Origin of the sequence: Rhodophyticola sp. CCM32, assembly GCF_004751985.1 — a bacterium.
Taxonomy (GTDB): Bacteria; Pseudomonadota; Alphaproteobacteria; order Rhodobacterales; family Rhodobacteraceae; genus Rhodophyticola.
The window spans coordinates 3086125-3106109 of record NZ_CP038492.1; the positions used below are offsets into that span (position 1 = coordinate 3086125).

21 protein-coding genes and 1 pseudogene are annotated in these 19985 nt (G+C 61.5%); 7 read left to right on the forward strand and 15 right to left on the reverse strand.

Annotated features, from left to right (window positions below):
* Positions 1-47: 47 nt before the first annotated feature.
* Positions 48-1070, reverse strand: coding sequence for an aspartate-semialdehyde dehydrogenase (locus E2K80_RS15015; RefSeq protein ID WP_135375729.1), 1023 nt, complete (start codon positions 1068-1070; stop codon positions 48-50).
* Positions 1071-1400: 330 nt separating this feature from the next.
* Here E2K80_RS15015 and E2K80_RS15020 point away from each other — a divergent pair, with 330 nt between their 5' ends.
* Positions 1401-2678 (forward strand): DEAD/DEAH box helicase, encoded by a 1278-nt coding sequence (locus tag E2K80_RS15020; protein ID WP_135375730.1) that lies wholly within the window; start codon positions 1401-1403, stop codon positions 2676-2678.
* A 130-nt stretch (positions 2679-2808) separates the two neighbouring features.
* On the opposite strand, the gene E2K80_RS15025 is transcribed toward E2K80_RS15020, so the two are convergent.
* The 3 genes from E2K80_RS15025 to E2K80_RS15035 all read right to left on the reverse strand — a co-directional run bounded on the left by E2K80_RS15025 (position 2809) and on the right by E2K80_RS15035 (position 6495).
* Positions 2809-3660, reverse strand: a complete 852-nt coding sequence (locus E2K80_RS15025; RefSeq protein WP_135375731.1) for a universal stress protein — start codon at positions 3658-3660, stop codon at positions 2809-2811.
* A gap of 12 nt (positions 3661-3672) precedes the next feature.
* Complete coding sequence (locus tag E2K80_RS15030) at positions 3673-5163, reverse strand: SulP family inorganic anion transporter (protein WP_443216535.1); 1491 nt, start codon at positions 5161-5163, stop codon at positions 3673-3675.
* Positions 5164-5319: 156 nt separating this feature from the next.
* The gene (locus tag E2K80_RS15035; protein ID WP_135375732.1) at positions 5320-6495 is read right to left on the reverse strand and encodes an MFS transporter; all 1176 of its coding nucleotides are present in this window, start codon (positions 6493-6495) and stop codon (positions 5320-5322) included.
* A 196-nt stretch (positions 6496-6691) separates the two neighbouring features.
* Here E2K80_RS15035 and E2K80_RS15040 point away from each other — a divergent pair, with 196 nt between their 5' ends.
* Positions 6692-7708, forward strand: coding sequence for an extracellular solute-binding protein (locus E2K80_RS15040; protein WP_135375733.1), 1017 nt, complete (start codon positions 6692-6694; stop codon positions 7706-7708).
* A 75-nt stretch (positions 7709-7783) separates the two neighbouring features.
* Here the strand turns inward: E2K80_RS15040 and E2K80_RS15045 are convergent, their stop codons facing one another.
* Entirely contained in the window at positions 7784-9460 is a 1677-nt protein-coding gene (locus E2K80_RS15045; protein WP_135375734.1) for an ABC transporter permease, read from the reverse strand.
* Between the two features lie 189 nt (positions 9461-9649).
* Between E2K80_RS15045 and E2K80_RS15050 the strand changes: the two genes are divergently transcribed.
* Positions 9650-10186: a lipocalin family protein gene (locus E2K80_RS15050; protein ID WP_135375735.1), complete on the forward strand. Its 537-nt coding sequence runs from the start codon at positions 9650-9652 to the stop codon at positions 10184-10186.
* Between the two features lie 251 nt (positions 10187-10437).
* Here E2K80_RS15050 and E2K80_RS15055 read toward each other — a convergent pair whose 3' ends face one another.
* From E2K80_RS15055 to E2K80_RS15065, 3 genes are read right to left on the reverse strand one after another with little or no spacing between them, the layout of a single operon-like run.
* Positions 10438-10881 (reverse strand): MarR family winged helix-turn-helix transcriptional regulator, encoded by a 444-nt coding sequence (locus E2K80_RS15055; RefSeq protein ID WP_135375736.1) that lies wholly within the window; start codon positions 10879-10881, stop codon positions 10438-10440.
* A gap of 56 nt (positions 10882-10937) precedes the next feature.
* Positions 10938-11195 carry a glutaredoxin 3 gene (gene grxC / locus E2K80_RS15060; protein ID WP_135375737.1) on the reverse strand — a complete coding sequence of 86 codons (258 nt, stop codon included), beginning with the start codon at positions 11193-11195 and terminating at the stop codon, positions 10938-10940.
* A gap of 36 nt (positions 11196-11231) precedes the next feature.
* On the reverse strand, positions 11232-11954 hold the full coding sequence (locus tag E2K80_RS15065) for a ComF family protein (protein WP_135375738.1): 723 nt from the start codon (positions 11952-11954) through the stop codon (positions 11232-11234).
* A gap of 43 nt (positions 11955-11997) precedes the next feature.
* Here E2K80_RS15065 and E2K80_RS15070 point away from each other — a divergent pair, with 43 nt between their 5' ends.
* On the forward strand, positions 11998-12852 hold the full coding sequence (locus E2K80_RS15070) for a methyltransferase domain-containing protein (protein WP_135375739.1): 855 nt from the start codon (positions 11998-12000) through the stop codon (positions 12850-12852).
* Positions 12853-12873: 21 nt separating this feature from the next.
* Entirely contained in the window at positions 12874-13932 is a 1059-nt protein-coding gene (hemH, locus tag E2K80_RS15075; protein WP_135375740.1) for a ferrochelatase, read from the forward strand.
* Between the two features lie 229 nt (positions 13933-14161).
* Here the strand turns inward: hemH and E2K80_RS15080 are convergent, their stop codons facing one another.
* The 7 genes from E2K80_RS15080 to E2K80_RS15110 all read right to left on the reverse strand — a co-directional run bounded on the left by E2K80_RS15080 (position 14162) and on the right by E2K80_RS15110 (position 19355).
* Positions 14162-15034 carry a cytochrome c1 gene (locus tag E2K80_RS15080; protein WP_135375741.1) on the reverse strand — a complete coding sequence of 291 codons (873 nt, stop codon included), beginning with the start codon at positions 15032-15034 and terminating at the stop codon, positions 14162-14164.
* An 18-nt stretch (positions 15035-15052) separates the two neighbouring features.
* Positions 15053-16402 (reverse strand): cytochrome b, encoded by a 1350-nt coding sequence (locus E2K80_RS15085; RefSeq protein WP_135375742.1) that lies wholly within the window; start codon positions 16400-16402, stop codon positions 15053-15055.
* 10 nt (positions 16403-16412) lie between these two features.
* Positions 16413-16994, reverse strand: a complete 582-nt coding sequence (gene petA / locus E2K80_RS15090; RefSeq protein ID WP_135375743.1) for a ubiquinol-cytochrome c reductase iron-sulfur subunit — start codon at positions 16992-16994, stop codon at positions 16413-16415.
* Positions 16995-17154: 160 nt separating this feature from the next.
* Positions 17155-17760 (reverse strand): glutathione S-transferase family protein, encoded by a 606-nt coding sequence (locus E2K80_RS15095; protein ID WP_135376647.1) that lies wholly within the window; start codon positions 17758-17760, stop codon positions 17155-17157.
* Positions 17760-18041, reverse strand: coding sequence for a hypothetical protein (locus E2K80_RS15100; RefSeq protein ID WP_135375744.1), 282 nt, complete (start codon positions 18039-18041; stop codon positions 17760-17762). Before E2K80_RS15100 ends, E2K80_RS15095 begins: the two co-directional genes overlap by 1 nt.
* 54 nt (positions 18042-18095) lie before the next feature.
* On the reverse strand, positions 18096-18722 hold the full coding sequence (locus E2K80_RS15105) for an FMN-binding negative transcriptional regulator (protein WP_135375745.1): 627 nt from the start codon (positions 18720-18722) through the stop codon (positions 18096-18098).
* Between the two features lie 90 nt (positions 18723-18812).
* On the reverse strand, positions 18813-19355 hold the full coding sequence (locus E2K80_RS15110) for a hypothetical protein (protein ID WP_135375746.1): 543 nt from the start codon (positions 19353-19355) through the stop codon (positions 18813-18815).
* Positions 19356-19402: 47 nt separating this feature from the next.
* On the opposite strand from E2K80_RS15110, the gene E2K80_RS15115 reads away from it, so the two are divergent.
* Together E2K80_RS15115 and E2K80_RS19665 are read left to right on the forward strand one after the other, a co-directional pair.
* Positions 19403-19711 carry a hypothetical protein gene (locus E2K80_RS15115; protein WP_135375747.1) on the forward strand — a complete coding sequence of 103 codons (309 nt, stop codon included), beginning with the start codon at positions 19403-19405 and terminating at the stop codon, positions 19709-19711.
* A pseudogene (locus E2K80_RS19665) lies at positions 19663-19779 on the forward strand (IS200/IS605 family transposase); the annotation flags it as partial. The gene E2K80_RS15115 and the pseudogene E2K80_RS19665, both read left to right, overlap by 49 nt.
* Positions 19780-19985: the final 206 nt, after the last annotated feature.

A 19985-nucleotide genomic window follows, 5' to 3' on the forward strand; every position in this document is an offset into this window, starting at 1 on the left:
CAAACCTTCCCCTCTGGGCGACGGTTATTCAATAACCGCCGCCGGGTTCAGCCCTTTTTCAGCGCACGATTGCCAAGTGTCTCGGCAATCTGGACCGCGTTCAGCGCCGCGCCCTTGCGCAGATTGTCGGACACACACCACAGGTTCAGCCCGTTCTCGATGGTGCTGTCCTGACGAATGCGGCTGATGAAGGTCGCGTAATCGCCCACGCATTCCACCGGGGTGACATAGCCGCCATCCTCGCGCTTATCGACAACCATGACGCCCGGGCTTTCGCGCAGGATATCGCGGGCCTCATCCTCGTCGAGGAAATCCTCAAACTCGATATTCACCGCCTCCGAATGGCCGACAAAAACCGGCACCCGCACGCAGGTGGCGGTGACCCTGATCTTCGGATCGACGATCTTTTTCGTCTCCGCGACCATTTTCCATTCTTCCTTGGTCTCGCCACTGTCAAGGAACACATCGATATGCGGGATCACGTTGAAGGCGATCTGTTTGGTGAATGTGTCCGGGTCTTTTTCCTGACCCGGCACATACATGCCCTTGGTCTGGTCCCATAACTCATCCATCCCGTCCTTGCCGGCGCCCGACACGGATTGATAGGTCGACACCACAACGCGTTTGATCACTGCCCGGTCATGCAGCGGTTTCAGCGCCACCACCATCTGTGCGGTGGAACAGTTCGGGTTGGCGATGATGTTCTTTTTGGCATAGCCATCCACCGCTTCGGGGTTCACCTCCGGCACCACCAGCGGCACATCGGGATCATAGCGGTAGAGCGAGGAGTTATCTATCACCACGCAGCCCGCCCTGGCGGCGCGGGGCGCATAGGTTTTGGTTGCCTCGCTGCCGATGGCGAAAAGCGCAATATCCCATCCGGCAAAATCGAATACATCCAGATTCTGTGTGGTCAGGGTCTCGTCGCCAAAGCTGCATTCGGTGCCAAGCGATTTGCGCGAGGCCAGCACCGCGATTTCATCAATTGGAAACTGGCGTTCCGCCAGAATGTTCAGCATTTCGCGGCCCACATTGCCCGTGGCACCCACGACAACGATTCGATAACCCATTTGTCCGTCCTTCAGGTCTGGATGCGCGGGGCATAAAGGAAGCAATCGTAAAGGAAAACCCCCGCCAGCCTTGACTTGTGCGCGGCAAGGACGCATGTGCTGGCTTAACCATTCTGCGCTGCCGCGTGAGCAGCTGGGCGTAAACCGCTGGCAGAATGATCATTTCCCTACAGGTCCCGATCACGCAGGGTCTGACGATTTGGCCGGTTCGCACGGGGGTCGCCCGTGTTGCCGAGTGTCAGGTCGCACCCTTTGTTGCCGCGATGTGTCGCGGCCCGGATTGATATTATTGCGCGGGCCAATCCGGCACCGCGCCAGAAAGGCACTGTTTTGTTTGATTTCGATATGCTCGGCCTCTCGCCGACCCTGATGACCACGCTGAAGAAAACCGGTTTCAAAGAACCCACCCCGATCCAGAACCAGGCGATTCCGCTTGCTTTGGATGGCCATGACATCATGGGCCTGGCCCAGACCGGCACTGGCAAGACCCTGGCCTTTGGTCTGCCGCTGATCGAGCATTTGCTGGCCCTGCCCGGCAAGCCCGACCCGAAAACCGCCAAGGCGCTGATCCTGGCGCCGACCCGGGAACTTGCCAATCAGATTGCAGACAGTCTGCGGGTTTTCATCACTGGCACCCCGCTTAAGGTGCAGGTTGTTGTGGGCGGTCAGTCGATCAATGCCCAGATCAAGCGTATGGAGCGCGGGGCTGATATTCTTGTCGCTACGCCGGGGCGTCTGATCGACCTGATGGATCGTGGCGCGGTGAAGCTGCATACCGTTCAGCATCTTGTGCTGGATGAGGCGGACCAGATGCTTGATATGGGCTTTATCCATGCGCTGCGCCGGATTGCTCCGAAACTGGGCACCCCGCGTCAGACCATGTTGTTTTCGGCCACCATGCCGAAGCAGATGGAGGAATTGTCCACCGCCTATCTGAACAATCCCCGCCGTGTGCAGGTTTCGCCTCCGGGCAAGGCCGCTGACAAGATCACCCAGTCGATCCATTTCTTGGAGAAACCGGCCAAACCCGCCAAGCTGCGGGAGATACTGGCCCGGGATCCCGAGGCGCTGACACTTGTGTTCGCGCGCACCAAACACGGGGCCGAGAAGCTGATGAAAGGGCTGGTGGCAGACGGGTTCAACGCCGCCTCGATCCATGGCAACAAATCGCAGGGTCAGCGGGACCGGGCGATCAAGGCGTTCCGCGAGGGCCGGATCAAGACACTGGTCGCCACTGATGTGGCTGCGCGCGGCATCGACATTCCCGGTGTGGCCTATGTGATCAATTTCGATCTGCCCGATGTGCCGGACAATTATGTGCACCGCATCGGCCGCACCGCGCGCGCGGGGCGCGAGGGGGAGGCGATTACCTTGTGTTCCGCCGAAGAGGTTGATCTGCTGAAACAGGTCGAAAAAGTGATGAAGATCGACATTCCCGTCGCGGGTGGCACCCGCCCGGCCCCGGTCAAAGCCGCCAAATCCCGGCGCGGTGGCGGTGGTGGTCAGGGGCGGCGCTTTGGCGGTGGCGGCGGCAAGCCCCATGGCAATGGCAAACCCCAGGGTTCCGGCAATCGCAAACCGCGCCGACCCCGGCGTCGCGCGGCCTGAGGTTACGCGCCACCATATAGCAGAGGGCAGAGCCCGAACCGAGGGGCAGGAAGCGAAGCGCCCGCCCCGTGGGGGCGGTTCGGGCGCTGCCCGGCGGTGCCGCCGGGCGGGTCTACAGTTGCAAAATATCCTATCGGAACAGCAACACCGGCACCTTGCAGGAGCGGATCATCTCGGTCGTTGTCGAGCCGATGAACAGGTTTCTGATCCGTGAATGCCCATAGGCCCCCATGATCAGCAGGTCGAAATCATGGGCTTCGGCGCGGTCCGCAATCACCTTATCGGGTTCACCCGCCACAATCTCGGTGGTCACCTCATAGCCTGCGCCTTTCAGCAAGGCCGCCGCCCCTTCGATCCCGCGTTTGGTTTCGGTTGTATCCGTGCCGACGGTCAGCAGATGCAGCTTCAGCCCGGCAAACAGCTCGGACCGGGCGATATGGTCCACCGCTTTCAGCGCCGGGGTGCCGCCGTCAAACGCCACCAGCAGCTTTTTCACCGGCTGAAACGCCCGCGACGCCACCAGCATGGGCCTGGTGGTTGAGCGTGCGACCCGCTCCACATTGCTGCCCAGATGCATCTTGGCGAAATCCGCCGCCTCGCCGCGTTTTCCGACGATGACCAGATCGGCATCCGCCTCCATCTCGCGCAGGGTTTCAACCAGATCGCCCATGCGCAGCCTGGCATGGGCTTCGACGCCTTCGGCTGTTGCCCGCGCAACCGCATCCTCCAATATCGCCCGCCCGCGTTTCTGCGCCAGCCTGGCTTTCTGCGCATCCAGTTCCGCCAGTTCATTGAGCAGTGCCGTGCGGGCGCCAAGCCCGATATTGCCGCTGAGATTGCGTGGGTCCGCGCTTTCATCACGGCGCCCGATCACATGGACGATATCCACGCTCCAGCCTTTGCTTTTGGCAACCCAGGCCGCGTGATCACACACGCTTTCCGAATAGATCGACCCATCCACCAATGCGATGATCTTGCCCATCAGATTACCCCCCTAATGCCCCATCAGCCGGTCCATCGCGCCCGGTTTGTCATGTTCCGCCAAACGGTCTACGATGGTTTCGGAGGCCGCGTTCAACCCGATAATCTCCACCTCGGCGCCGTCCCTGCGGAATTTGAGCACCGCCATGTCCAGCGCCGCAACCGAGGAGATATCCCAGATATGGGCGCGGGTCACGTCGATGACGACCCTCTCCAGCACCTCGTTGAAGTCGAACGCGGCGGCAAAATCATCGGCGGAGGCGAAAAACAACTGCCCTTCCACATGATAGGTGCGGGTCAGCCCGTCCTCGGACAGGGACGAGGTGACCCGGAACAGCTGTGCGATCTTGCCGGCAAAGAAGATACCCGACAGCAACACCCCGGTCAGCACGCCCATGGCCAGATTATGGGTGTAGACGGTCATGATCACGGTTGCCAGCATCACGATCGAGGAACTGCGCGGATGGTCCCGCAGATTCACGATCGACGACCAGGAGAATGTGCCCACCGAGACCATGATCATGATCGCGACCAGGGCCGCCATCGGAATGACCGAAACGATATCGCCCAGAACCACGATCAGGATCAGCAGGAAAACCCCGGCGGCAAAACAGCTGAGCCGCCCGCGCCCGCCGGATTTCACGTTGATCATCGACTGGCCGATCATCGCGCAGCCTGCCATGCCGCCGATGAAACCGGTGGCCGTATTCGCCAGCCCCTGACCGATACATTCCTGATTCTTGTCCGATTTCGTATCGGTCAGATCATCGACGATCTGCGCGGTCATCAGGCTTTCCAAGAGGCCCACAGCGGCCACCGCCGCCGCATAGGGCAGGATGATCTGCAGGGTTTCATAGGTCAGCGGGATGTCGGGGATCAGGAACATCGGCAAGGTGTCGGGCAGTTCCCCCATATCGCCGACGGTGCGCAGGTCCATCCCCGTCAGCAGGGCCAGCGCGGTCAGAACCACGATACAGACAAGCGGCGAGGGCAGGGCGGTGGTCACATAAGGGAACAGGTAGATGATCGCCAGCCCGCCTGCGACCATCACATAGGTCAGCCAGGGCACGCCGATCAGTTCCGGCAATTGCGCCATGAAGATCAGAATAGCCAGCGCGTTCACAAACCCGGTCATGACGGAACGGGACACAAAGCGCATCACCGAGCCCAGTTTCAGAAACCCGGCCGCGATTTGCAGCAGCCCGGCCAGAACCGTGGTGGCCAGCAGATATTGCAGCCCGTAATCGCGGACCAGCGTCACCATCAGCACGGCGGTGGCCGCGGTGGCGGCCGAGATCATGCCGGGCCGCCCGCCCGCAATCGCCGTGACAACCGCGATCGAGAATGAGGCATAAAGCCCGATTTTCGGGTCGACGCCCGCGATGATCGAAAACGCGATGGCCTCGGGGATCAGGGCCAGGGCGACAACAAGACCCGACAGCAGATCGCCGCGGATATTGCCAAGCCAGTCACCCCGCATGCGGGATAGGAAATCAGGGGACATGGGTCGGGTCTCTCCGCCGGAACAGGTGCCGCTATGGGCAGGTCAGTTGAATGTATGAGCCAGCCCATACCGGCCCCGGCCCCGGTTTGACCAGAGCTATGGGTGGAATTGTTGGAAAAACGGGGGGCCGTGGCGCCGGAAGCGCAATCCAGCAGCTCAATCCGCGCGGTCCCGGCTGAAGATGTAAACCGCACAGCCCAGCAACACCGCCGCGCCGAAGACACCGAAAAGTGTGCCAAAGGCCTGCGGCGGGGCATGGCTGGCCGAGAGCCGGGCAAAATACGGCCCGCTGGCAAATTGCATCACCCCGGCCCCGCCCATGCCGAACAGGTTCAGCAGGGTTACCCCACGCCCCGTCAGATGCCCGGGCAGAAAACTGCGCCCATGGGCGATGACAACCGCATAGCTTGCGCCGAACAGCCCGGTCATGGTCACAAGCAGAATGGCCATCCCATAGGGGGCCATCGGGGCCATCCAAAAGGTCAGACAACAGATCGCCACCACCAGATTGCCGCCCAGAACCACCCATTTCCGCGTGCCCAGCAGCCGGTCAAGCGGCGCATAGGTCAGGCTGCCCGCCGCCATCGCCAGACCCATCAACAAGGTGACAGTCCCGATCTGCGCCAATGTGGCGCCATGGATATCGGTCAGAAAGGGGGCGACCCACAGGCCCCTGATCCCCGCCGCCGGGGCATAGCAGACCAGCATCATCGCCAGGATCGGCCAGAGGCCGGGAATGCGCAGGATATCCAGCAGAGACCCTTTCGGCTCCCCTTCCGGTTTTGCCGGGTCCTGCACCAGCAGCGCCATGCCCAGGGCAATCCCAAGGGTCAGAACCGCCATGGCCATAACCGTTTCCCGCCAGCCAAAGGCATCTATCGCCACGGCCATCGGCAGCGCGCTTGCGATATTGCCAAGCGAACTGACCCCCACGGTTACACCGGCCAGGGTTGCGAACATGGCCGGGGGATAGACCCGCGCAAAGATGTAATAGCTGGCCATCAACACAGGTGAACAGCCGATCCCGATCAGCGCCATGGCGATCTGGAGCGTTTCCGGGTCTTGCGCCAGGGCAAAAACCGCGGCCCCGCCGGCGCCGCCAACCGCGAACAGAACCGATGCCGTCAGCCGGGGCCCGATTGTGTCAAGCGCCCAGCCCACCGGTATCTGCATCAGGGCAAAAGCGGCAAACCACAGGCCCGAGGCGCGCGCCAGATCCTCAGGGGTGGCCCCGATCTCGGCCCCCAGAACCGGCGCAAGAACCGCCAGAAAGGCACGGTAGAACTGGCTGAGCACATAGCCCAGCACAAGAAAGGCCAGTCCGGCTTTCATCCCTGTTCCTCTCTTCCCTTCAATCCGGCGCACCCTGCCCTGCCCGGTCCGGCGCGGCAAGACTATGTGACACGGCAAATTTTCCGACCATTTCCATTGGCTATTCTTGACAGGCGGGGCGCGATGCGGTTCAAGACCCCACCAAACTGACAAAAACAGTCAGGTAATACAGAATTTGATCAACGGAGCGTCTCTCATGACCCGCACACTTGCCCTTCTGCTCGGTACGGCAATCTGCGCCAGCGGCATCGCCGCAGCCCAGGCCGAGGAACTGAACCTCTATTCTTCGCGCCATTACGATACGGATGAACGCCTCTATTCCGATTTCACCGATGCGACCGGCATCACCATCAACCGGATCGAGGGCAATGCCGATGAGCTGATCGCCCGGATGGAGGCCGAGGGCGCCAACAGCCCCGCCGATATCCTTCTGACCGTCGATACCTCGCGCCTCTACCGCGCCAGCGAGATGGGCCTGCTGCAAAGTATTGACAGCGATGTGCTGGAGGCGCGTATCCCCGGCTATCTTCAGGATGACGACAATCAGTGGTTCGGGTTCTCGCAACGCGCACGGATCATTTTCTACAGCAATGAGCGGCTTGAAAACCCGCCGAGCACCTATGCGGATCTGGCCGATGACGCCTATGAGGGGCTGATCTGCATCCGCTCCTCCACCAACACCTATAACCAGACGCTTCTGTCCTCGATCATCGAGAATCAGGGCGAAGAGGCGGCCCGTGCATGGGCCCAGGGCGTTGTCGAGAACATGGCCCGCGATCCGCAGGGCGGTGACACCGATCAGTTGCGTGGCATCGTTTCGGGTGAATGTGATATCGCCGTGTCCAACACCTATTACTTCGCCCGCGCCATCCGGCGCCCGGTCGAGGGCCTGTCAGAAGGCATTGACGGTGTCGGCTGGGTCTTCCCCGATCAGAACGGCAGTGGCGCCCATGTGAACCTGTCCGGCGGCGGTGTGGCGGCCCATGCACCGAACCGCGACAACGCCATCGCGTTTCTGGAATATCTCGCCTCGGATCAGGCGCAGCAGTATTTCTCGGCCGGGAATGATGAATACCCGGCAGTGCCCGGCGTGGCGATCTCCCCCTCGGTTGCGCATCTTGGTTTCTTCAAACCCGATGATGTGGATCTGTCTGCCGTCGCCCAGAACCTAGGCACTTCACAGGCGATCTTCAACGATGTGGGTTGGGAATAAACGCTTTACCTGATCAGGTTTTGCATGCGGGCGCCCTTGACGGCGCCCGTTTTGCGCTTGGCACCTGCGGGCATGCTACTCGGCGGCTTCCGGTTCCGGTACAAAGCCCCGTGCGGTGCTTCTGCTCCGGCCCAGTCCCCAGCAAAGGATCGCCACCGGAAACAGCCCGACCAGCCCGATCACCAGACTTGGCACCGCCGCCTCGGCCAGACGTTCGTCACTGGCCAGCCTGTGGGCCTGTACCGCCAATGTATCGAAATTGAAGGGCCGCATGATCAGGGTTGCGGGCAGTTCCTTCATCACATCCACAAAGACGATCAGCAGAGCTGTCAGCAGGCTTGGCTTGAGGATCGGCAGATGCACATCGCGCAGCATCATCGGCGGGCTGCGTCCCAAAGTCCGCGCCACCGCATCCATATTCGGGTTGATCGTGGTCAGCCCGCTGTCATAGGCCGACAGGGCGGCGGCCATGAACCGCACCATATAGGCCATGATCAGCAACCAGATCGACCCGGTCAGCAGCAGCCCGGTCGAGATGTCGAATGTGGCCCGCATCCAGGCATCCAGCGCGTTGTCGAAAGCCGCAAAGGGCACCAGAAGCCCGACCGCGATCACCCCGCCCGGCACCGCATAGCCCAGCCCGGCCAGCTGAACCGCCCCCCGGGAGGCCGGGGTTGGATGCAGCCGCGCATTGAACCCAAGCAGCACTGCGGCGATCACCGTCAGCAGCGCCGCAACCGAGGCCAGGGTCAGCGAGTTCTGCAGAAAGCCCAGATAGCGCGGCGTGACCAAAAGCTGCCCTGAGTTCCAGCCCATGCTGACCAGCAGGATCACCGGCAGGATAAACCCAAGCAGCACCGGCACCAGACAGAACATCACCGCCCCACAGGCGCGCGCACCGGTCAGATCGGCGGGGGTCATCGCCTCGAACCGGCGCCCGGCGCCATGATGCCGCTGATGTTTGCGTTGCGTGCGTTCCAGCGCTGCCAGAACCAGGGCCACGATCAACAGACACAGCGCCAGTTGCGCCGCCGCCGCCCTGTCGGCAAAGGCGAACCAGCTTTGATAAATGCCGGTCGCAAAGGTCTGCACCCCGAAATAGGACACGGTTCCGAAATCGGCGATGGTCTCCATCACCGCCAGCAATGTGCCACCGGCGATGGCGGGCCGGGCAATCGGCAGGCTGACATGCCAGAACGCGCCCCAGGCCCCGCGCCCCAGGGTGCGCGCGGCGATATAGGCGGTGGCGCTTTGCTGCAAAAACGCGGCACGGGCCAGCAGATAGACATAAGGATACAGCACCAGCACCAGCATCAGCGCCGCACCGGGAAGCGAGCGGATTTCCGGGAACCAGTAATCGCGCGGGCCCCAGCCGGTCAGATCGCGCAATGTGGTCTGCACCCAACCCGGATGGTCCAGAAAATCCGTATAGGCATAGGCCAGCACATAGGCGGGAAAGGCCATTGGCAGGGCCAGGGCGATCTCAAGCAGTTTACGGCCCGCAAACCGCGTCATCACCACCAGCCAGGCCGCGCCCGTTCCAATCACCGCGGTGCCTGCGGCGACCAGAATCACCAGACCGGCGGTTGTGCCCGCATAGCGCGGCAACACGCTTTGCATCAGGCCCTGCACGGTTCCCACGCCTCCGGTCAGCGCGGCCAGCAGAACCGCGCCGATCGGCAGCAGACACAGGGCCGCAACCAGCCAGGCCATCAGGCTGAGACGTTTGGAGGAGAGAACGCGCCGGGTCATCCCCCTGCTCTATCGCGGTTTGTGGTGCAGATGAAGCAGTGCAAATGAAAAACGCGGTTGAGCCTTGGCCGATGGATGTCGGGATACATCCGGCTGGGCAGAATATTCTGGCCGCGCGCGGGGGATAACAGGCCTTGCCCCGCCTTGCGAACTGGCCAAGGGTAGGTCTGATTGACCTGTGAGGCTCCGATGCGTCCTGTCTGTGCCCTGTTCCTGCTTTGCGCCATAAGCGCCTGTGGCCTTGGCGGCCCGGGCTTTCGCGACCCATCGGTCATCATCGCCTCGAACGCGAATTTCGATCCCGCACGTTATGCCGGGCGCTGGTACGAGGTTGCGCGCTACCCCAATGCTGTCCAGTCCGGTTGCGCCGGGGCCATCGCCGATTATCAGATGCAGCCCGATGGCAGTCTGGCGATCCGCGAAACCTGCCTTGATGGCACAGGCGCGCCCCTGCGGGAGATCATGGGGCAGGCGACCCTCTCGGGCCCCGGGCGTCTGTCGGTGCGGCTTGCCGGGGTGCCGGGGGCCGCGCCCTATTGGGTGCTGTGGGTCGATGAAGGCTATCGCACCGCCGTTCTGGGCCAACCCGATGGCCGCGCCGGCTGGATTCTGAACCGTGATCCCGTCATTCCCGCCGACCGTCTAACCGCCGCGCGTGAGGTGCTGGCGTTCAACGGATATGACCTGACCGACTTGCAGCCAAGCGGCGCCATGATCCCGCGATAGCGCGGATTGGCGGGCAGCAGACCGGCCAAACACAGAGCGTTTTCCCGGATACGACAGCAATCCCGTTTTTGAGAGTCAGATGTCCTGACCCTAGGGCATGGCCCCGTTGCTTCCACACCGCTGGTTTGCCGGATTTGCCTGCATCCTCATGGGAGGTTTCAGGCATCGAAACGTGGCTGACGTAAGCTTTCGCTGATGTTGCGCGCATGGTCGGCAAAAGCCACCATATCCAACACGCGCCTCATTGCCCCCTACCCGTCCTCCTCCAGCCGCAGCCGCATCTCTCGGATCACGGGCAGGGCGGCGCGGACGCGGTCGGTGCCGATTTCGGCCATTGTGGCGGTGAGGATCGGGGCGATTGCGTCCAGCGCGGCATCGCGTGCTGTCCGGCCTGCCGGGCTGATCGAGACGAATTTGCGCCGGGCATCATCCCAATCGGGCCGGATATGCACATGGCCTGCCCATTCCAGCTTGCCCAATGTATTGGTCATCGCCCCACGGGTGACGTGGAATATCCGGGCCAGTTGCGCCGGAGTTTTTTCTTCACCGCTGCGGGCCAACTGGTTCAGAACCGAAAAATGGCTCAGCTCCATGCCCTGGGGCAACGCCCTGGACAGGCGGTTGCGGGCCAGTTGATCGGCCATGAACATTTCGCTGAACAGCGCGATGGCAAGAGGATCGTCTGTGGAATTCATGGCGCGCATAACACAGAACTCCGCCCGCTACCGCAAGGGGCAAGCGCATATGCGTGTTATGCGGCCAGCATCGGGTCCAGTTTTCCGTCACGTTCCAGACTGGCCATTTCATCATACCCGCCCACATGAACCTCACCGATGAAAATCTGCGGCACCGTGTGGCGGCCATTGGCGCGGGTCAGCATTTCCTGACGTTTCGTCGGGTCTCTGGATACATTGAATTCGGCAAAGCTGATGCCTTTTTCGGTCAATAAGCGTTTGGCGGCATGGCAATAGCCGCAAAGCGGGGAGGTATAAATCTCTACGGTTTTCATAATCACTGTCCATGTTATCTGATCGTGGAGAGTGATCTAATCATCCTTGGCCACGCGCGCTAGGGCGATCACGCAGACGTTTTTTGCCCCGGCCTTCAGGCAGGCCCCGGTTGCGGCGGCAAATGTGGCGCCAGAGGTCATCACATCGTCGATCAGCAAGACATCCCGCCCCTTGAGCGTGGCCCCGTGGCGCGGATGGGGCGCGATGGCCCCATGCAGGTTTTCAAACCGGGCCTGACGGGTCAGACCATCCTGGCTTCTGGTGGCGCGGGGGCGGATCAGGGCTTGCGGTGCAACCTTGACCCCTGCGGCATGACCCAATGCATGGGCCAGCAAGGCGGATTGGTTGAAGCGACGTTTGAGCAATCGCCAGCGATGCAGCGGGATCGGCACCGCAAGCGTCTGCGGTGTCAGCATGGGCGCCGCCCTCGCCGTCAGCCAGGGGCCTGCCGCCCGGGCGATTTCGGCCCTGTCGCCATGTTTCAGGCCCAGCACCAGCCGCCGTGCCGTACCGCCATAGGCAAAGACCGCGCGACCGCGATCCCAGGGTCGCGCAAGGCTGAGACAGGTGTCACACCGGATCGGGTTGTCCTCCTCGATCCCGGGCAGGGGGATGCCGCATTTGTCACAGGCCGCGCCGTCGATATGGGGGGTGTCGCCCCAGCATGCGGCGCAGATCGCATAATCGGTCTGAACCCGCGCCCCGCAGCACAGGCATTCGGGCGGAAACACCGCATGTATGGCGGTTTGCAATCTCATTCTGCCCCCCTAAGTTCCAGTGAATGAGCGAACGGAACCCGTGATGTCAGATCGTCAGCCTGCCACCCTTGTGGACCGCCCGGCCCTTGCCCGGCACCGTGCCCGCGCGCGGCTGGACCGGGCCGGGTTTCTCCATGACGAGGCCATGGCCGAGCTTCAGGAAAGACTCATCGACGTTAACAGATCGTTTACGGCACCCGCGATCGTGACGCCTTTCCCCGAGGTCTGGGCCGGGTTTCTGCCCGGTGCCGTGGTGGTGACAGATGCGGATACCCTGACGCTGCCGCCTGGCGCCCATGATCTGGTGATCCATGCGATGGGTCTGCACTGGGCCAATGACCCGGTGGGGCAGATGGTGCAGTGCCGCCGCGCCCTGCGGCCTGACGGCCTGTTTCTGGCGGTGTGTTTCGCGGGCGACACGTTGCGCGAACTGCGCGCCGTCCTGGGCCAGGCCGAGATCGAGACACTGGGCGGCCTGTCACCGCGTGTGGCCCCGATGGGCGAATTGCGGGATCTGGGCGGGCTGTTGCAGCGCGCGGGCTTTGCCCTGCCCGTGGCCGACAGTGCCCGGCGCGATGTCACCTATGCCTCGCTGGCCAGCCTGATGCAGGATCTGCGCGCCATGGGGGAGACAAATGCCCTGCTCAGCCGCCATCGCATGCCATCGCCGCGCCGGTTGTTTGCCCGCGCCGCCCGGATCTATGCAGACAGTTTTCCGGCAGAAGACAACCGTATTCGCGCGACGTTCGAGCTGGCCTTTCTGACCGGCTGGACACCCCATGCCAGCCAGCAAAAACCGATGCGTCCGGGCAGCGCCAAAGCGCGGCTGGCTGACGCATTGAACACAACCGAGTTTGACGAAACCGCCAGCCCCGCACTAGACCGGCCCCCAGATTAAGCCCCGTTCAGAAAGAGACCCATGTTGCAGCCAACGCCCTCCGCCGCGTTACGCCATACGCCTGCCGACCACCCCGCTGTGACCTTCGGCAAGACCGGTATTCTTCTGGCCAATCTGGGCACGCCAGACGATTACAGCTATTGGGCCATGCGCCGCTATCTGGGCGAATTTCTGTCAGACAAGCGGGTGATCGACTATTCCGCCTGGCTCTGGCAGCCGCTGCTGCAACTGGTGATCCTGTCGAAACGGCCGTTTTCGTCAGGGGCGGCCTATAAATCCATCTGGAATCACGAGGCCGGTGAAAGCCCGCTGATGACGATCACCAAAGACCAGACCGCAAAGATAACCTCGGCAATGGCCGAGCGTTATGGCGACATAGTGGTGGTCGATTACTGCATGCGCTATGGCAATCCATCAACCAAATCCAGGGTGGATGATCTGATCGCCCGGGGCTGCACCCGGATCCTGTTCTTCCCGCTTTATCCGCAATATGCGGGCGCGACCTCGGCCACGGCCTGCGAGGCGTTTTTCCGCGTAATCACCGGCATCAAATGGCAACCTGTCATACGCACGGTGGAGCCTTATTATGAAAATCCGCTTTATATCGAGGCTCTGGCCCAATCGGTCGAACGGGCCTATGGCGCGCTGGAGGAACGCCCCGATATTCTGGTCTGTTCCTATCACGGGTTGCCGAAACGCTATCTGATGGAGGGGGATCCCTATCATTGCCAGTGCCAGAAAACGACGCGCCTGCTGAAGGAACGGTTGGGATGGAGCGACACAGAGATTGTCACCAGTTTCCAGTCCCGTTTCGGGCCCGAGGAATGGCTGACCCCCTATACGGTGGAAGAGGTCGCGCGTCTGGCCGAAAGCGGAAAGACCAAAATCGCGGTCTGCGCGCCGGCCTTTTCCGCCGATTGCATCGAAACGCTGGAAGAGATCAATGAAGAGATCAGGGACAGTTTCGAAGAGGCGGGCGGCAGCCAGTTTACCTATATCCCCTGCCTGAATGATGATGAGGCCCATATCACGGCACTGACCGCCGTGATCGAGGATAATCTGAAAGGCTGGGTCAGCTGATCCGGCGCGGTTCCTGACATATAGAGAAATCGCTTATTCTGCACCGCATATGCATCACGCAGAGGGCAGAGCCCGTACCGAGGGGTGGGCGCTGCCCGGCGGTGCCGCCGGGCGGTGGGTGATGCGGGTTGGTGGGGAATTTCAGGCCGAATCTTTGGCTCTCCCCGACCTGACGCAAAACGCGCCCGATATGGGGCGCATTTTACAGAAGTCTCTGTCTGAACCGGGTTTATTCTGCCGGGGTATCCGCGTCTTCGCGGTGTTTGACCGGCCACCAGATGCGTTTGTTGGTCAGATAGAGCAGGACCGACAGGAGGCTCAGGACGATCACAGCGGTAAAGCCCATTTTCTTCCGGGCCATCATATGCGGTTCAGCCGTCCATGTCAGAAAGGCCGATACATCCAGGGCCACGCTTTGCATATCGGTGGGGGCATCATCATGATAGACCATCTGCTCCCCTTCCGGCCAAAGTGGCGGCGCCATGGCGATCCACGACCCTTCGACAGTGCGGTGACCGTGATGATCCAGACACTCATCCGGGTAGCCGCCGCTTTCAAACACGCGATTGTAGTGGCCGGTAAAATCATCGGGGGCGCAGGCGGGCGGGTCTTCATAACCGGTCAGGATCGAGGCCACATATTCCGGCCCGCCGATACCATTGACCAGCGGGTTCAGCGCCAGACCATAGGGGCCGAAAAACCCGGCCCTTGCCTTGGTCATCAGGCTGAGATCGGGGGCGGTATCCAGGGCTGACATCGGAAAATTGTCGTTCGGCGTGGCCGCGCGCCAATCCTGCAGGTCAGTATCATAGACCTCGATATTGTTCTGTTCGATATAGGCCCTGACCTGATCTTCGGGAAGCGCCGGGCCGCCCTCATCACTCAGCGTGCGGATCGGCACATAGCGCAGACCATGGCAGGCAGCGCAGACCTCGGTATAGACCTGAAGGCCGCGTTGCAGCTGGTTCTGATCGAACGCGCCGAAAGGCCCCTCGAAGGAAAAGCTGTAATTGGTCACATGGGGCTCGGTCCCGGCGGCCATGGCCCCCCCGGAGGCAAGGGCCAGCGCCGTCAGCGTGCCAAGGGCAAGGTTCCTGAACATGTCAGTGTCGTCCTTTCTTCACTCAGCCGGGTTCGAAGCCGGGGCGGATGCGCCGCCATCTGCCTCGGGGCCGTAATGGGCGTTGAAATCTTCCTCGATGGTGTCGGGCTGGGGCAGCGGTTTCTCGATCACCCCGAGGATCGGCAGGATGATCAGGAAATATGCGAACCAATAGGCTGACCCGATCAGCGCGATATAGGGGTAAATCCCTTCCGCAGGGCGGGCGCCGACCCACATCAGCATGAAGAAGTTGAAGATGAACAGCCAGAACCACCATTTGAACATCGGGCGGTAGCGGCCGGACCGGACCGAGGAAGTGTCAAGCCAGGGCACAAGCGCCATGACCACAATCGCCCCGAACATCGCAATCACGCCGAAGAACTTGGCGTCAACGATGCCACCGGTCAGGAAGCTGGACAGGATCACAACCCAGACATCTCCGTCAAAGGCACGCAGGATCGCGTAGAACGGCAGGAAATACCATTCCGGCACGATATGGGCCGGGGTCGCCAGCGGGTTGGCCTCGATATAATTGTCGGGGTGGCCCATGAAATTGGGCAGGTAGCCGACGATGGCAAAGAAGGCCACCAGGATCACCATCAGGGCAAACAGGTCCTTGATCACGAAATAGGGCCAGAAGGGCAGGGTGTCCGCATCGGCCTCCTTGCGCGATGTGCGGCGCACTTCGACACCGGTCGGGTTGTTGTTGCCGGTGGTGTGGAACGCCCAGACATGGACGATCACCAGACCCAGGATCACGAAGGGCAGCAGATAATGCAGCGACAGGAAACGGTTCAGCGTGGCATTATCCACCGCCGGGCCGCCAAGCAGCCAGGTCTGGATGCTGTCACCGATGAACGGGATCGCCCCGAACAACCCGGTGATCACGGTTGCACCCCAGAACGACATCTGACCCCAGGGCAGCACATAGCCCATGAAGGCGGTGCCCATCATCATCAGATAGATCAGCATGCCGATGATCCATGTGATCTCTCGCGGGGCCTTGTAGGACCCGTAATAGAGACCCCGGAAAATATGCATATAGACCGCGATGAAGAAGAACGAGGCACCGTTCATATGCAGATAGCGGATTGCCCAGCCGCCATTCACGTTGCGCATGATATGTTCTATCGAGGCAAAGGCCATATCCACATGCGGGGTGAAATGCATCACCAGCACGATGCCGGTGACGATTTGCAGAACCAGGAAGAACACCAGAACAATACCCCAGATCCACATCCAGTTGAGGTTCTTGGGCGTGGGGATCATCAGCGTGTCATACAGCAGCGAGACGATGGGCAGCCGTTTGTGCAGCCATTTCTCGGCGCCTGATTTCGGGTCGTAATGGTCGTGGGGAATGCCGGACATGTCTTCCTCCTTAACCCAACAGAATGGTGGTTTCGTCCACGAAGGACACGGTTGGGACCGGAAGGTTTTCCGGTGCGGGGCCTTTGCGGATGCGCCCCGACGTATCATAGTGAGAGCCATGGCAGGGGCAGAACCAGCCCCCGAAATCACCGGCGCCATCGCCAAGCGGGACACAGCCCAGATGGGTGCAGACGCCCCACATCACCAGCCATTCGCCGGTATTCTCGCCATCACCGAAGGGCGGCAGGGAACGGTTTTCGTCGGTGGCGTCAGAGCCCCCGGCAATATTTTCATTCCGCGACAGGGGATCGACCAGTTCGGACAGATCGACGGCGCGGGCGGTCTCGATCTCATCCTCGGTGCGGTGGCGGACGAAAATCGGCTTGCCCAGAAACAGCACCGTCAGTTGCGTGCCAACCTGGACATCGCTGACATCCACGCGCAGCGTCGAGGCTGCCTGCACATCGGCAGACGGGTTCATCTGATTGATCAGCGGCCAGACGGCGGCCCCGGTTGCGACAGCGCCGACACCACCTGTTGCATAGAACAGAAAGTCGCGGCGCGAACTGGGATTGTCTTCTGCGTGTGACACCGAACGCGTCTCCCTTATCTGGGCCCGGAATGGGTGGACCTGAATACCAAACTGGCCCCGGGGTCGCCCGAAACCATTTTGCGTGTTTCTATGGAATGCGAGGGTAGGCGTCCAGCGGACAAACGGGCGCAGCCGGGCCGAAATGTCGCAGGTAAAATCCTCACATTGCAGGGGGCATCGTGCCCTGCATCGACGGGCGTTCGGCAAAACCGGCATACCACGCGGCCAGATTGTCCCGGCCCGGGCGCCAGTCTTTGTCGCCATGGCGGAAATCCAGATATCCAAGGGCGCAGGCGATGGCGATCTGGCCCATATCCAGCGGGCCGTGCAGATGGCTCATCCAGCGGGTCTCAATCGCATCCAGGGTGCGCGTGACCTTTTCCCACTGGGCATCCAGCCAGGGCTGATACCAGAGCTCTTCGGGCCGCAGGCGTTTTTCGTAGACCGAGATCACGGCGGCCTCCATCAGCCCGTCTGCGGTCGCCTCCAGCGTCAGGGTGTCCCAGACCCGCGCCTCGGGGTACAGCCCGGCCTGCGCGCGATGATCAAGAAACCGGGTGATGACCCGGCTGTCATAAAGCGTGGGCCCGTCGTCACGGAGCAGGGCGGGGATTTTGCCAAGCGGGTTGGCCGCCGCCGCTGTGGGTGCGGTGTTCAGCGGTGTGGTGGCGACATCCGTGAAGGGCACATCCTGTTGCCCGGTTTCCAATAAAACAGCCCTGCATTTGCGGACAAATGGCGAGGCGGGGGAGCCGATAAGTTCCATCATTTCAGACGTTTGACCTTTATGCGGGCGAAGCCGGTTGCGTCGATTTCCACGCCGGGACCGGATCGGCCCAACCGATAGGAGCGGGACCAGCGCAGGGTGCCGTTGATCTGTTCATCATCCCGGCGCAGGGTCACGCCTTCGGGGGTTTCATCCATCGCATCTTCGACCCGCTGATCGCGCCGCCCGGTCGCGGCCACACGGGTTGCGGCATAGGCCGCCAGGGCCACAGCCCCGTAACGCAAGGCGAAGCCGGCAATCGGCGCAACGGGAAGGGCCATAGATATCTCCGGTTTGTTGATCCCCTTACATGTAGGGGTGCAGGCGGCATCTGTCTATTCCGGGTCGTTCACGGCCAGCATCAGGCTGGATAAAAGCCCGGTCTCCTGCCCGATGGGGGAGGTGCTTACCTCAGCGGCGGCGGCCTCTCGCACTGTGGCGCTTTTGGTCTGGTTCAGTTTCCAGGTGCCGTCGATATCGGTGATCTCGAACCGGAAGGGCAAAATCGTGCGCATCATCCGGTTCAGCGCATCCTCCGGCATCTTGTCGGTGGTCCAGGGCGGTTTTGGCAACAGCTCTGCCTCAAACCGCGCGGCCAGCCTGTCCAGTTCCGCGCGCAACTGCCCGTGGTCCATCGGGTGAAGATGCCCGCGCAAATGCACAGCGACATAGTTCCATGTCGGCACCTGGGCCGGGTCGCCATACCAGTCGGGGGAGATATAGCCATCAGGTCCGGTGACCGCGATGACCGCAGGGGTCGGGGCGGTCACGGCGCGGGCAATAGGGTTCGAGCGGAGAAGATGCAGCCCGGCCTCGGTTCCGTCTGCGTTCAGCACAAACGGGATATGAGAGATCAGCGGCGCAGGCTCCGCATTGATCGACAGCGCGCCAAACCCCCGCGCACGCGCAAAACTCAGGTTCCGGGCCTGGGGTTCGCCGCGATAAGCCGGGTTGGGGTGCATTTTACGGGGTCCGATCCTTGAGCCTGGCCATCTTGCGGATAGGCCCGGGTTTGGCAAGGCCCGGGTTTGGCAAGGGACGGGCCGGAAAGATCAGCCGTTCAACGGCTCCACCGACAGAATAATGGGGACCCGGCCATTGCGGATCACATAAAGCCGATAAGCCTGACCCGAGACCAGCGCCGCCATCTGTTCAGGCGCTTCAAATTGGAATGTCCGTCTCCTGATCTTGTAGAAATATCCCGTGCCCAGCTTGTGTTCCGGTGTCCTGATCTCTTTGGACCAGACTGAAACCGGGCCTTCCAGAACCGAAATCGTGCCATTTGCCAGCGCCCGACCGTGAAGGCGGGCATTTACCCAGACCCCGATGAAGATCAGAACAATCCCGCCGGAGAAACCCAGCAGAACCGGCCGGGCCTGATCCATTCCCGGTTGGGTGGCAAATAGCGAGAAGGCAAGAAACGCCAGCGCGAGAGCCCCGAAAACCACCACCGCCGCGCGTGCGCCTTTGCCATGTATCCTGCGATACGCCTCCAGCCGCGTCTGCTGTGTGGCAGACAGGCGGCCCGCCCGGTTTTCCGACAAATCCTCTGCCGTGAACCCGAAGGCCTCCTGCCGCTTTGCGTCACTGGTCATTTTCCACCCAATGCTTGCGGAAACATCCGACCCCCGGGTCGTACCCTATGAGGGATGGCCTTTGCGGGCAATCAGGTGCTCCCGCCCGGTTGCTGCGCATTTTGGACTGGCACCGCGATGGTATCAGTCGGGTGACCGATGGCGGCGTGCTGGACGTGCAGGCCGGTGGCATCAGCCAAGGCATCGCGCAGTTCAAACAGAGGGATGTCGGGGCCCTGAGCGATCAATTCTTCGAAGAAGCCGACATGACCCCAATTTACCTGACCCCTTTCGCCGATCCTGAGGGGCAGGATCGGCACGGCCTGTCAGGCGTTTCTGGGCCCGTGGATATTTCTCCACAACATCCGGCAACGTGACAGACGATATCATCATTCAGTATCTGGCATTACATTCCAGACGCGATGCTACCGGCATCCGCCGGTAGTCTTTCACTGCCGCAGACAACATCAACCTTCCCTAAAAGCAATAAAGTCCGCGCTGGGCGGACTTTATTGCTTAGTCGTTTGACGGTGAGGGTGGCCGAAACCCGCGACCTCACGCGCCGTTCAGCGCTAAATATATCAACTAAATATCAACAGTCAACTAAAGCCAATAGCAGTCAATGTCTGTTTTCGTTGCCTCTTCATAAAT